Origin of the sequence: Celeribacter baekdonensis (assembly GCF_900102315.1) — a bacterium.
In the GTDB taxonomy this organism is placed as follows: Bacteria; Pseudomonadota; Alphaproteobacteria; order Rhodobacterales; family Rhodobacteraceae; genus Celeribacter; species Celeribacter baekdonensis.
This window is the reverse complement of sequence record NZ_FNBL01000019.1, coordinates 13,657-26,508: the sequence shown is the minus strand read 5'-3', so window position 1 is coordinate 26,508 and position 12,852 is coordinate 13,657. Positions and strand designations below refer to the sequence as shown.

At 56.4% G+C, this 12,852-nt stretch carries 13 protein-coding genes; 9 read left to right on the top strand and 4 right to left on the bottom strand.

From position 1 onward, the window contains the following. The first annotated feature begins 1 nt into the window (after position 1). The gene (locus tag BLT54_RS20340) at positions 2 to 967 is read left to right on the top strand and encodes a PDR/VanB family oxidoreductase (protein WP_074647278.1); all 966 of its coding nucleotides are present in this window, start codon (positions 2 to 4) and stop codon (positions 965 to 967) included. A gap of 10 nt (positions 968 to 977) precedes the next feature. Continuing rightward, a complete protein-coding gene (locus BLT54_RS20335; protein ID WP_074647317.1) occupies positions 978 to 1,481 on the top strand; it encodes a flavin reductase in 504 nt (167 codons plus the stop codon). Positions 1,482 to 1,495: 14 nt separating this feature from the next. Here BLT54_RS20335 and BLT54_RS20330 read toward each other — a convergent pair whose 3' ends face one another. Beyond that, positions 1,496 to 1,966 carry a MarR family winged helix-turn-helix transcriptional regulator gene (locus BLT54_RS20330; protein WP_074647277.1) on the bottom strand — a complete coding sequence of 157 codons (471 nt, stop codon included), beginning with the start codon at positions 1,964 to 1,966 and terminating at the stop codon, positions 1,496 to 1,498. 145 nt (positions 1,967 to 2,111) lie between these two features. Between BLT54_RS20330 and BLT54_RS20325 the strand changes: the two genes are divergently transcribed. The 5 genes from BLT54_RS20325 to BLT54_RS20305 all read left to right on the top strand — a co-directional run bounded on the left by BLT54_RS20325 (position 2,112) and on the right by BLT54_RS20305 (position 6,967). Further along, on the top strand, positions 2,112 to 3,134 hold the full coding sequence (locus BLT54_RS20325) for a TRAP transporter substrate-binding protein (protein WP_074647276.1): 1,023 nt from the start codon (positions 2,112 to 2,114) through the stop codon (positions 3,132 to 3,134). After that, positions 3,131 to 3,652, top strand: a complete 522-nt coding sequence (locus BLT54_RS20320; RefSeq protein WP_245708081.1) for a TRAP transporter small permease — start codon at positions 3,131 to 3,133, stop codon at positions 3,650 to 3,652. The genes BLT54_RS20325 and BLT54_RS20320 overlap by 4 nt, the downstream gene beginning before the upstream one ends. A 14-nt stretch (positions 3,653 to 3,666) precedes the next feature. Next, complete coding sequence (locus tag BLT54_RS20315) at positions 3,667 to 4,956, top strand: TRAP transporter large permease (protein ID WP_074647315.1); 1,290 nt, start codon at positions 3,667 to 3,669, stop codon at positions 4,954 to 4,956. Between the two features lie 85 nt (positions 4,957 to 5,041). After that, positions 5,042 to 6,100 (top strand): maleylacetate reductase, encoded by a 1,059-nt coding sequence (locus BLT54_RS20310; RefSeq protein WP_074647275.1) that lies wholly within the window; start codon positions 5,042 to 5,044, stop codon positions 6,098 to 6,100. Positions 6,101 to 6,124: 24 nt separating this feature from the next. Further along, complete coding sequence (locus tag BLT54_RS20305; RefSeq protein WP_074647274.1) at positions 6,125 to 6,967, top strand: intradiol ring-cleavage dioxygenase; 843 nt, start codon at positions 6,125 to 6,127, stop codon at positions 6,965 to 6,967. Positions 6,968 to 7,034: 67 nt separating this feature from the next. Here the strand turns inward: BLT54_RS20305 and BLT54_RS20300 are convergent, their stop codons facing one another. The 3 genes from BLT54_RS20300 to BLT54_RS20290 all read right to left on the bottom strand — a co-directional run bounded on the left by BLT54_RS20300 (position 7,035) and on the right by BLT54_RS20290 (position 10,096). Further along, positions 7,035 to 8,519, bottom strand: a complete 1,485-nt coding sequence (locus BLT54_RS20300) for a tripartite tricarboxylate transporter permease (protein ID WP_074647273.1) — start codon at positions 8,517 to 8,519, stop codon at positions 7,035 to 7,037. Between the two features lie 11 nt (positions 8,520 to 8,530). Continuing rightward, the gene (locus BLT54_RS20295; RefSeq protein WP_074647272.1) at positions 8,531 to 9,070 is read right to left on the bottom strand and encodes a tripartite tricarboxylate transporter TctB family protein; all 540 of its coding nucleotides are present in this window, start codon (positions 9,068 to 9,070) and stop codon (positions 8,531 to 8,533) included. Positions 9,071 to 9,160: 90 nt separating this feature from the next. After that, a complete protein-coding gene (locus tag BLT54_RS20290; RefSeq protein ID WP_074647271.1) occupies positions 9,161 to 10,096 on the bottom strand; it encodes a tripartite tricarboxylate transporter substrate-binding protein in 936 nt (311 codons plus the stop codon). Between the two features lie 216 nt (positions 10,097 to 10,312). On the opposite strand from BLT54_RS20290, the gene BLT54_RS20285 reads away from it, so the two are divergent. Both BLT54_RS20285 and BLT54_RS20280 read left to right on the top strand, forming a co-directional pair. Then, the gene (locus tag BLT54_RS20285) at positions 10,313 to 11,341 is read left to right on the top strand and encodes an AraC family transcriptional regulator (protein ID WP_074647270.1); all 1,029 of its coding nucleotides are present in this window, start codon (positions 10,313 to 10,315) and stop codon (positions 11,339 to 11,341) included. Between the two features lie 359 nt (positions 11,342 to 11,700). Next, complete coding sequence (locus BLT54_RS20280) at positions 11,701 to 12,840, top strand: ornithine cyclodeaminase family protein (RefSeq protein WP_074647269.1); 1,140 nt, start codon at positions 11,701 to 11,703, stop codon at positions 12,838 to 12,840. Positions 12,841 to 12,852: the final 12 nt, after the last annotated feature.

Genomic DNA, 12,852 nt, shown 5'->3' with positions numbered 1-12,852 from the left:
CATGACCGAAAACAACGCACAAAAGCTAAAGGTCAGCGCCCGAATGGATGACCGTGGCGGGATTTCCCGCATTCGGTTCGTGCCGGAAAACGGCGGGGACATTCGCCCGTTTGCGGCCGGTGCGCATCTTGATCTCTATTTGCCTGACCTCGATATGTGGCGGCAATACTCGCTCTGCTCCGATCCGGCGGAAACCGGATTTTACGAAATCGGTGTCCTCAAAGACCCGAACAGTCGTGGTGGGTCACTTAAGGTCCACGAAACGGCTGTAGAAGGCGCGGTGTTCACCGTTGAAGGTCCGCGCAATCACTTCCCGTTGGATGAAACGGCCCAGACCACCGTGCTTTTGGGCGGTGGCATTGGCATCACACCGATGATCGCCATGGCCAAACGGTTGTACGCCATCGGCAAGGACTTCACGCTGCATTATTGCACCCGCTCGGCGGATGTGACGGCCTTTCGCGACGCGCTTGAGAGCTGTGGGTTTGCCGATAAGGTGGTGTTTCACTTTGACGACCAAGACCCCGCACAACGGCTTGATCTCACGCGCGATCTTCCCGCGCCGTCTGCGGCGACCCATCTTTATGTCTGTGGCCCGCAAGGGTTCATGGATTGGGTCATCGAGACCGCAGAGGCCGCCGGTCACGCCAGCGCCAATGTCCACCGCGAATATTTCTCGGCGGATGTGGACCTTACGGGCGATAGCTTTGAAGTCGAATGCCGCGAAAGTGGTGTGACGCTGACGGTCGCGTCCGATGACACCATCGCCAAAGCTCTGGCGCGTGCGGGCATCAAGGTTGAAGTGAAATGCGAAGAGGGTGTCTGTGGCACCTGTTTGACCGATGTTCTTAAGGGCGAGATTGATCACCGGGATCAGTTTTTGACCGAAGAGGAACGCGAAGATGGCGACGTGATGTGCGTCTGTTGTTCGCGGGCCAAAGGCCCAAAACTTGTGTTGGATATTTAAGGGGATGATGATGGAGCTGACTCAAACCCAACAGGATTTTCGCGAAGGCATGAGCCGCCTTGGCGCCGCTGTGAACCTGATCACCACCGATGGGCCAGCGGGCAAGCACGGCATCACCGCTTCGGCTGTGTGTTCGGTGACGGACAATCCGCCGACGCTGTTGGTCTGCATCAATACCCGCGCGTTTGCGCATGATAAATTCGTGGAAAACGGCGTGCTTGCGGTCAATGTTTTGGCTGCCGAACACCAAGAGCTTTCCGGCATTTTCGCCCGCTTTGTCGAAGGCGTGGACCGGTTTTCCTTTGGCAACTGGGAGGCGGGTCCAACCGGTGCACCGATGCTGACGGATGCCAATGTCGCGTTTGATTGCCGCATCACTGGCCGCCAAGAAGAGGGCACGCATTCGGTGTTTTTCTGTCAGGTCGAAGAGGTCCGCATGAGTGCCAAAGCGCGTCATGGGCTGGTGTGGTTTAGCCGGGATTTCCACCATCTTGTGACGGAGGAGCAGGCGTGAACCTCACCTTGAACTCAGATAATCCGGCCGAGGTCCGTTGTGATCTTTTCAAGGATGGTGTTCAGGGTTTTGATCTCTGCGGGCGTGACGTTGTGAAAACTTTCGTCGCGAATGCGGTAAACCTCATTGAGCGCCTTGGCGCGCAGATCGTCGCCCTTTTCGGTCAGGCAGACTTCGGTCACGCGCCCGTCCGTGGGGCGCACGCGGGTTTCGACCAAACCATCGACGATCATGCGCTGAACGATCTTGGTGGTGGTGTTGAGTTTGAGGGTGGAAAAATCCGCAACCTCGGAGACCGACATGTAGTCCTGTTGGTACAGCGAGATCAGAACGCGCCAGCGTGGCGCATCGACACCCAAGGGTTTGAGCCGTCTTTCAAGCGCGCGTGTGTAAAAGGCGTTGACCCGGTTGATCCAAAAATAGGGCCATGTATCACGGAAATGATCGGGTTTTTGGGACTCTTCGGGGGGCACTATTTTGGTCATTATCGGTCTCTCCAAGTCCCGTTTTCGTCGCGTGGATTATATAATAACATATATGTATCAGTATGATGCGGTGATTTTCCAATAACTAAAGAACACCCCGCGAAGGGCGTCATACCATCAAAATGCACCAATAGGGAATGTGAAAATGAACATGAAACTTAAAAAGATCGCCGCCACGGCGACAGCCATCGCACTCTTTTCCAGCGCGGCATTTGCCGAGACCGTTCTCACCATGAACAGCTGGCTCCCCCCGACCCATCCGCAAGTGGCCGAGTTGTTCGTGCCATGGGCCGCGGACATTGAAAAAGTCACCGAAGGTCGCGTTAAAATCAACATTCTGCCCGCCCCGCTTGGCCCGCCCCCTGCGGCGTTTGATTTGGCCAAAAACGGCATCGCCGACATCACTTATTCGGTGCATGGCTACACGCCGGGTCGGTTTAAAACCTCCGTGTTGGGGGAAATGCCGTTCCTCTCGGACGATGCCGTGGCCACGTCTGTTGCCTTTTGGCGGGTTCAAGACGCGATGTTGAAAGATGCGGGTGAATATGACGGCGTTAAGGTTTTGACCGTGTTCACCCATGGCCCTGGCGAGATTTTCTCGCGCAAACCGATTGAGACCGCAGAAGAGGTGTCGGGTCAAAAAATCCGCATCGGGTCCACCATGGCGCATGATATTGCGACCAATTTGGGCGCGGTTCCGGTCGAAGGCCCGTCGTCCAAAGCCTATGAGCTTTTGAGCCAAGGTGTTGCGGACGGCATCTTCTTTCCGTTTGAAACAGTGACCTTTTTTAGTCTCGAAGACATCTTGGACTATGGCTACACCGTCAAAGGTGGGCTTTATAATTCCGCCATGTTCGTGGTCATGAATGAGGCCAAATGGAACAGTATTTCGGCTGAGGATCAGGCCCTCATCGAACCGCTTTTGGGCGAAGCCTTTGCGCGCCGTGCGGGTGAGATGTGGAACGCGGCCGATGCCAAGGGTCGGGCCGAGATGGACGGGAAAATCACCATAAAAGCCGCCTCTGACGAAGAGGTTGCCGCGCTCAAGACCCGTCTTGCGCCGATCGTTGAAGAGCGGATCGCGCAGATCACAGAAGCGGGTGTCGATGGTCAGGCGGCCTATGACATGATGCTGTCCGAGATCGCTAAAATCGAGTCTGAAAAATGATGAACCTGTCCGAACTTATTGCCGGACGTCATGAGGATGGGCTGCCGCGTGCGGTGGCCCGACCTTTTCACCATGTGATTGCCTGGCTCTGTGCCGTGCTTTTGATCTTGATGATGGGTTTGACCGTCTTCGACGTGTTGGGGCGCTATTTGATGAATGCGCCGGTGCCGGGATCGACGGAACTGACCGAAATGCTCTTGGCCGCGATCATTTTTTTGGGTCTCCCGGCGGCGAGCCTTGATCGGGAACATGTGACGGTCGATCTTTTTATTGACCGCCTGCCGGATTGGATCAATCGGCTGCGTGAACCTGTGGTTTTGCTGATGTCGGCGGGCGTGCTTGGCGTCATTGCCTGGCGTCTTTGGATCACTGCGGCTCAGGTCGCCAGCTATGGCGGCACCACTGCGACATTGGAACTGCCCGTGGCACCCATCGGATATCTGGCATCTTCGCTCACGTGGGTCGCGGTGGCACTCACCTTGGCCGAAGTCTTTTACCGCCCGAAAAAGGAGGCCTGATGATGGCTCAACTTATGGCCCATTGGGAATTCGGGACGCTTGTCCTCTTTATCCTGTTGTTTCTTGGCGTCCCGATTTCCTTTGCCTTGGCTCTGATCGGCACGGCGGGCACAGCGGCCATTATTGGCTGGTCCCCATCTTTTTCGCTTTTGGGGCAAACCTATTTCGAACACAGCCGCAGCTATTCGCTGTCGATCCTGCCGCTGTTTTTGATGATGGGGAATTTCGTGGTGCAATCGGGCATCGCGCGTGATCTCTATTCTGCCGCTTATGCGTGGCTTCGGCATCGCAAAGGCGGGTTGGCCGTGGCGACCGTTGTGGCCTGTGGCGGGTTTTCGTCGGTCTGTGGCTCGTCCTTGGCGACCGCGTCGACCATGGCGAAAATCGCCCTGCCGAACATGCGTAAATTTGGTTACCCGGACAGTCTTTCGACCGCGTCCATCGCGGCGGGGGGCACCTTGGGCATCCTGATTCCGCCCTCCGTTATTCTGGTGTTTTACGGCATCATGACCCAGCAAGACATTGGCAAGCTGTTCCTCGCGGGCATCCTTCCGGGCATTTTGGGGGTGATCCTATATGCGCTTGCGGTTCGGATTTCGGTCCATTTTGGCAAGTTTGATTTGCCAATTGAGTCCAAGCTACCGCTCAAAGATCGCATCATCGCACTCAAAGGGGTGGCCGGGGCGCTTGGGCTTTTTGCCTTTGTCATGGGCGGCATTTATTTTGGCGTGTTTACCCCAACGGAAAGTGCCGGCATGGGGGCCGGGGGCGCGTTCCTTTTGGTGCTGTTGCAAGGTCGCCTGACCGTGACCAAAACGCTTGTCACCCTCTATGAGACGGCCAAAACCACGGCGATGATGTTTTTCATCCTGTTCGGCGCGCTGACATTCGCCAATTACGTCAACCTGTCGGGCATGAGCCGTGACATTCAGGTTTTGGTGACGTCCGTGGGCGATCATCCTTTGGCGGTGATCGGGATCATCACGGTGATTTACCTGATCCTCGGCTGTGTCCTTGAGGGCCTGTCGATGATCACGCTCACCGTGCCGATCTTTTATCCCATCGTCGCCGCCCAAGGGTTCGATCTGATTTGGTTTGGCATCTATGTCGTGATCGTCACCGAGGTGAGCTATATCACCCCGCCCGTTGGTCTAAACGCTTTCGTGCTCAAATCCGTGGTCAAAGATGTGCAACTCAGCACGATCTTCCGCGGTCTTGGGCCATTCCTTTTGGTGGATGTGTTGCGCGTGATCTTGATCCTCGCGTTTCCCGCACTCGTCTTGTTCGTTCCCAACATGATGTAGCGCGTTCGCACCAACTGCGGCGGGTCGTCCGGCAAGAGGCCCGCCGCATTTTATTTGCCCTTGCCGCCTTGAGAGTTTGAAATCCATGAAAGATTTTACCTATTTGTCTCACCCGCGTCGTGTCCTTTTTGCGTCGGGCGCACGTCGATCTCTTGGGGATGAACTCGATCGGTTGGGGATCACCCATCCGCTGATTTTGACCACGCCACATCAGGTAAACGCCGTTGATGATCTGTCTGACGGGCTTGCGGCGCGTTCCTGGTCGCAGTTTTCCGGTGCCGCCATGCACACGCCGGTTGAGGTCACCAAAGAGGCGCTGCGCAGCTATCACGAGAGCGGAGCGGATGGGGTTGTCTCCATCGGGGGCGGCTCGACAATCGGTCTGGGCAAGGCGCTTGCTGTACGCCAAGGCTGTGCGCATATCAGCCTGCCGACGACCTATTCCGGCTCTGAGATGACCGACATTTTGGGCGAAACCGAAGGTGGTCAGAAAGTGACCCGTCGTGACGCCAAAATCCGTCCCGATATGGTGATCTATGACGTCGATTTGACGCTGGGGCTGCCGGTCGGGCTTTCGGGGCTTTCGGGGATGAACGCCATGGCCCATGCGGTCGAGGCGCTCTATGCCCCTGATGCCAATCCGGTCAGCGATCTCATGGCGCTGGAGGCCATCGGCGTTTTGGCCGAGGCGCTGCCAAAGCTTGCGGATGCGCCGCAGGATGTCGATATCCGCGCCAAACTTTTCTACGGATCGTGGCTCTGTGGTCTGTGTCTTGATGGCGCGGCGATGTCGTTGCATCACAAAATTTGTCACACATTGGGCGGCAGTTTCGATCTGCCCCATGCCGAAACGCACACGGTCATGTTGCCGCATTCGCTTGCCTATAACGCCCCGGCGATTGCCCCGGTGATGGCGCGTTTGACATCGGTGCTTGGGGCCGATCCGGCACGGGCGATTTTTGATCTGTCCGGCCGTTTGGGGGCACCACGCGCGCTGTCTGATCTTGGGATGCCCGAAAGCGGGATCACCAAAGCGGCGCAGATGGCGCTGAAAAGCCCCTATGCCAATCCCCGCCCGCTCGAAGAGGCCGCTTTGAATGCGATGTTGACGCGCGCCTGGCGTGGAGAAGCACCGCAGTCGTAAACATATTTGGGAGGAGGAACAGGCATGAGTGCCTATTTTGAAGAGAGTAAATCCGTCGAGGTGGTGAATGCCCGTATGGGTGCGGAGGTGCCAGATCGGTTGGCCACGGTGATGCGCGCGCTGGTTGCGCATCTGCACGCCTTTGTCAAAGACGTGGAACTGACCGAAGCGGAATGGGGCAAGGCCATCGAATTCCTCACGGCGACCGGACAGATTTGTTCCGAGGAACGTCAGGAATACATCCTGTTGTCGGATGTCTTGGGTGTGTCGATGTTGGTTGATGCGATCCAAAACCGCAAACCAAAGGGCGCGACGCCCTCCACCGTGTTCGGCCCGTTTCACGTCGAAGGCGCGCCAGAACGTCCGATGGGTTTTGACATTTCACTGGACGGAAAAGGGGAACGCTGTCGGTTTGAAGGGCGGATTCTGGACATCGACGGCAACCCGATTGAGGGCGCTGTGATTGACGTTTGGTCCGACAATGCGGAAGGCTTTTACGACGTACAACAACCCGATATTCAGCCCAAGTGGAACAATCGCGGGGTGTTTAAAACCGGGCCTGACGGGCGCTACTGGTTCTACGGGATCAAGCCGGTGTCCTATCCGATCCCCGATGACGGTCCGGTTGGGCAAATGCTGGGCCATATCGGGCGGCATCCGTTCCGTCCTGCGCACACCCATTTTCGCGTGGTGGCGGAGGGATATAAGCCGTTGATCACCCACACGTTTGTGGCGGGTGACCCCTATCTTGAGGGTGATACGGTCTTTGGTGTGAAGGGCGATCTGATCGTTGATTTCGTCCAAGAGGCCGCAGGCGAACAACGGGCTGGAGAGTGGACGGCGCAGTTTGATTTTGTTCTGGCCTGATCCAGAGCTACAGTTTTCACGACAAAGGGGCACCGTGAGGTGCCCCTTTTGCGTTTCAGCTCAGTCTCTAATGCACCATTTTCAAGCGGTGATTTTGGATGGCCGCGCGGATTGAGGAGGCGATGATCACCACGATGACGATGGCAAGGAACGCCGCAATCGGTCGGTCTACAAAGTCCAGCGGGCTGGTCACACGGGCCATGGCGGCGCGGAGTTTGACCTCCATGATATTGCCCAAAACCATGCCAAGGATGATCGGCACCACCGGAAGGTGGAGACGTTTGAGGATCAACCCAAGCACCCCGAAGGCGGCGGCAATGGCGCAATCCACGGCGGAGTTGCGCAGCGAATAGACGCCGACAAAACTCAGCATCAGGATCATCATGCCCAAGAACCGCGTGGGGATACGGATCAACCGGATCAGCCAATTGGAGGAGACCAGCATAAACAGGATGACGATCACATTGAGGGCCAAAAGCGCCATGTAGAGCGCGTAGATAAAGTCGATATGATCGCGAAACAGTGCCGGACCGGGGACGACATTATGGACGTAGAACACCGACAACATCATAGCTGTCAACGCTTCGCCCGGAATGCCAAGCGCCAAAAGTGGGATCATCGCGGCGGCGGGCACGGCGTTGTTGGCGGATTCGGAGGCGACGAGGCCTTCTTCGGAGCCTTTGCCGAATTTCTCAGGCGTCTTGGACCGTTTGCGTGCAAGGGTGTAGCTCATGAATTGCGCGGTGAATTCGCCGACGCCGGGGATCATCCCCATCACCACGCCAAAGAATGATCCGGTGGCGGCAACCCGTTTGTATTTGAGCACGCCGAGCATCTCGCGGCCCATGCCGCCTTTGACCGGGGCGGCGTCTGGGGCGCTTTCTGGATCGACCAGCAAGGAGAAGGCCTGAGAGATCGCGAACAGACCCAAAACCACCACAATCAGGTCGAGACCAGAGGTCAGCCAGTCCTGGCCAAAAGTGAAGCGCATGGTGTATTTCACCGGCTCCATGCCAACGGATTGCAACAAAATCCCCAGACCCGCCATCATGCCCGCCGCCGCGATTTGTCCACGGTGAGCGACGATCACCAAAACGATGCCAAGCAGGGCGGCAAGGAAGATTTCGCGCGCGCCAAACATCGGCGCGATTTTCGCCAGAAGCGGCGACAACAGGATCAAGGCGAGGATCGACAGGATGCCACTGAGAAATGATGCCCCATAGGCAAGGCCGAGCGCTTTGGTCGCCTCGCCGCGTTGGGTCATCGGGTAGCCGTCATAGGTGGTCAGTGCGTTCACCGCCGTGCCGGGGGTGTTGATCAACACGGCAGGCAGCGAACCGCCAAACATCGAAGACCCGTAAATCCCCAACAGCATCACCAAACCGACCAGCGGTGGCAAAGCAAAGGTGGCGGGAAGCAGGATTGCGATTGCCACAGCGGGACCAACGCCCGGAATGGCCCCGATGATCACACCACCAATGGAGCCAATCATGAGGGCTACCAAAACGTCGAAACTCATCAGGAGGGAAAGACCGGAAAGTAGCGCATCCATTTCGGAAACCTTTAGAAATTGACCATCATGAAGGTGCGGATGCTGTCGGGAAGATAGGCATACAGCGCGCCTGAGGGCACTTTGACATTGAGGCCGGCCTTAAACACGGCAACGACTGTGAAGCCGAAGACGGCGGCAACGGCGAAACTTTGTACACTGCGATAACCAAGGCGCCAGACCAGCAGCACGGAAAAGAGCAGTGAGGCGGGCAGGTACCCTATCACGGGCACGGCGAGCACATAGGCCAAAAACCACGCCACGAATTCCAGTGACCGCGCCCAATAGAGCATCTCTTTGCCACGTCCCGGACTGCGTTCAGAGGCGATTGAGCCGATCAAATGTATTGCGCCAAAACCGACCATCATAAAAACCCCCACAGCAGGCCAGAATGCGGGCTGGGCAAACAGCGGGGTTTTGTCGACCCAGCGGGTTTCTTGTGGCAAAAGCATCAGGCTCACCAAGGCGAAGACCATGAACGCCGTGGCAAACACGAAATCGCCGGGGCGACGTTGACGCTGAAACAGCTCAACAAAGGATTTTAGGCGCTCCATGGCGTGGCTCCTGAGGCAAGAAGAAGAGACGGGGCCCGAGCAGCCCCGTCGTCAGTATATGACAGCAGTGATGTCATCGCAGGCGCATGATCAGTCAATGTAGTCGCTGATCCGTTGAAGCGTTGCGGTATCTTTGAGCATCTGTGCTTCAGACGCCTCAATGTCGAGCCAATAGATTTCAGCGCCGGTGTCTGCGGCAATTTGTTTTGCGGCATCAGAATGGATCACTTTCTCTGCGATGGCTGCGATTTTGTCACGGGCCACTTGCGGTGTGTCCTTGTGCACGAACAGGCCATTCCATGTGGAGAACGGCAGATCCGCTGCGATCTCTCCGGCGGTTGGGACATCCGGCAAAAGCGGAATGCGATTGTTGGTCACCGACATCAGAATGTTGAGATCATCCAGACAGGGACGGATCAATTGCAGTGTGGTGTTGATGACATCGGCGTCCCCAGAGGCGAGTGTGTTGCAATCGAGTGCATCGAAGGCCGCATCGGATGCGTAGGAAAAGCCAAGCTCTTTTGCTAGGGCAAGCGTGTGACGTGCCGGGCTTGTTTCGGAGCCGAAATGGCCCAAAGCGACGTCGTGATCTTTGGCGTAGGCGGCAAGCTCTGCCATGGTTGTGTAGGGCGCGTCACCCGCTGCGGCGACAACAAACGGATAGCTGAGAAAAATACCAACAGGCTCAAACGGGTTGGGGTCAAGCGGACCGATGCCGATATATGGACCGACCATGGGCACGTCGATCACGAAGGAGCCGACAGTGTAACCATCTGCCGGAGCCAACGCCACGTCAACCGCACCGGGGAACGGGCCACCGCCACCACCGGGTTTGTTCACCACGGCCGCGGGTACTCCGTAGGTGGCCTGAAATTCGTCGGCGATCATACGGGTCAGGATGTCCTCCAAATCGCCGGGTGGAAAGGGAACGACGAACTCAACGGGTTTTTCGGGATATTCGGCAGAAGCTGCCAAAGGCATAGCGGCAAGCACGGCGGCGGAGCCGATTTTCAAAAGCGTGGTCATATGTCTCTCCTGTCGAGCGTATCAGCGGCTTTGTAAGCCGGTATTTGTTTTTATATGCAATGTACCGCCATCCAATGAGTCTAGGAGAGCATCAGAGGTCAGTTTCACTTTGCCCCCTAAACATGTCATCCACCCAGTTTTCCGCCATTGCAAAACGCGCCAAAAAAGCGATAATTTGCGCAAGTTCCTTTTCCAAACAGATGGAAATTTAAACAGATGGCAGATGCGACGCACGGCCATGCAGCAATTCGCAGTACGGTGCTTGGATCCGTTCTTGATCGTTTGATTGCGCGAGGCGTTTCGACTCAGTCGCTTTTGTCGAAACATGGAATGAGCCTTGATATATTGAAGGATCCCTATGCCAGACTTTCGGTGATGGAATATGCGGGATTTATGGAAAGCGCCGCCGCTTTATCCGGGGATGAGCATATCGGAGCCCGGATCGGAAGCGACATTCGTGCCGGGGATCTTGGTCCTATGGGCATCCTTTTGTCCCTGTCGCGGTCAATTTATGTCGGAATTGATCGGATTGTACGGTCCACGCGGTCGCTTCAAACAGGCACCGAAGTTGCGCTCATTGAAAATGGCGATGATGTGTTTTGGTCCTATCGTTTGGTCGATGGTCACATCTGGCCCCGCAGGCAAGACGCCGAATTCACCCTTGTCGCAACCACGCAGGTGATCCGAGATAATTTCATTGGGCGTTGGGCGCCTCAGCAGGTTCATTTCGAACATGTGGAGCCAGAAAGCGCACAGTTTTTGCGCCGATATTTTGGGTGCCCGGTGCTTTATGGTCAGGCGACAAACCGGCTGGTGATGGATCGTGGCCCGATGTTGGAGATTTACCGTGCGGAAGACACCGCACTGGTGTCTATGTTGGAACGTCACATCGCTGATTTGATTGAAAAAACACCGCGACGATCCACGCTCACGGAGGCGACGCGCTCCATCGTCTCTTCGTCTCTCGGGTTGCGCCCCGTGTCCGTTGAACGGGTGGCCGAAACCCTGGGCCTGTCCTCGCGTAACCTTCAGCGCAAGCTGGCGGAGGAGGGCACGAGCGTTCGGATTTTACTTGATGAAATCCGGCGGACTCGGGCCGAAATGCTCTTACAGGAAGGCACGCAAAGTGTTGGCCGCATTGCGACGGCATTGGGATACGCCGATGGCACCGCCTTTTGGCGCGCCCATAAAAGATGGTCCGAACATTCGCCGCGCCAAGTAAAGGCATCGGGGTCCTCGCTATGACCAAGTGTGTTTTGCGAGACATGCGCGCAATCTGATCATGCGCGCCGCGCGGGGATTCGCAATAAGTTGCCATGGAAAATGCGCCACGACATCAAAGCGCTTAAATTTCGCGCAGACCTTAGAAAAACACGCACAGAGATTGGAATCCTTGAAGATAAAGGGTTTCCGCACTGGCGACATCCAAATTGAAAATGTCCCTGCATTGTGTGGATAAGGCTCGGATGGCGTAAACTATCGGAAAAATGACGCGCCGCGCAATGGGCAAACCAGTCTACAATCTCGTTTCTGGTCATCAGATCGTCGCCCGTGTTCATTCGGAACCATGGCGACTCATGACACAGCGACCAAAAGAGAGCCCCATGACAGACTTGCCCAAAATTGATTTCATCTACCTCAATGAACAAGACATGATCAAAGCTGGCGTGACCGATATGGCCGGTTGCGTGGATGCCATGGAAGACATGTTCGTGCTGCTGCACAAAGGCGATTATCGCATGGCGGGCGCGAACAATGACAGCCACGGCGCGATGGTGGTTTTCCCTGAAAATTCGCCCTTTCCGAACATGCCAAAACCCACGGCGGATCGCCGTTTCATGGCGATGCCGGCCTATCTTGGTGGCACATATGGCACCACGGGCGTGAAATGGTATGGCTCTAATATTGCCAACCGGGACAAGGGCCTGCCGCGTTCCATTTTGATGTTCACGCTCAACGATACGGACACGGGTGCGCCGCTGGCGATCATGTCGGCCAACCTGTTATCGGCCTACCGCACGGGTGCGGTGCCGGGCGTTGGCGCCCGTCATTTGGCACGCAAAGACTCGAAAGTGGTGGCGGTTTATGGCCCCGGCGTAATGGGCAAGACCTCCCTTGCGGCTTTCATGGTGGCGTGCCCGGGTATCGACACTTTGAAAATTCAGGGCCGGGGTCAAAAGAGCCTCGACAGTTTCATCTCTTGGACCAAAGAGACCTATCCGCAGATCACCAATATCGAGATCGTCACCGACATCGAAACCCTCGTGCGTGGTTCTGACATTGTGACCTACTGCGCCTCTGGCGAGACCGGGGACGTGTCGAAATACCCGATTGTCAAACGCGAATGGCTCAAACCCGGTGCGTTCCTGTCGATGCCTGCGTCCTGCGAAATTGACGAGGGCATGGAGCAAAAAGACGTGCGCAAGGTGATGGACAACATCGGCCTCTATGAGGCGTGGTTCGAAGAATTGCCAAAACCCGCACATGTCCACGTTCCGGTCATCGGCGTGCGGTTCATGGATATGATCCATGAGGGCAAAATGACCCATGACGATCTTGAGGATTTGGGTGACATTTGTGCGGGGGCCACTCCGGGGCGTCAAAATGACGAAGAGATCATCATGCTTTCGGTCGGCGGGATGCCGGTCGAAGATGTGGCCTGGGGCACGCGCGTATATCGCACCGCAATCGCCAAAGGCATCGGCACCAAACTCAACCTGTGGGACGTACCTGTGCTGCGTTGATCCGATTATGCA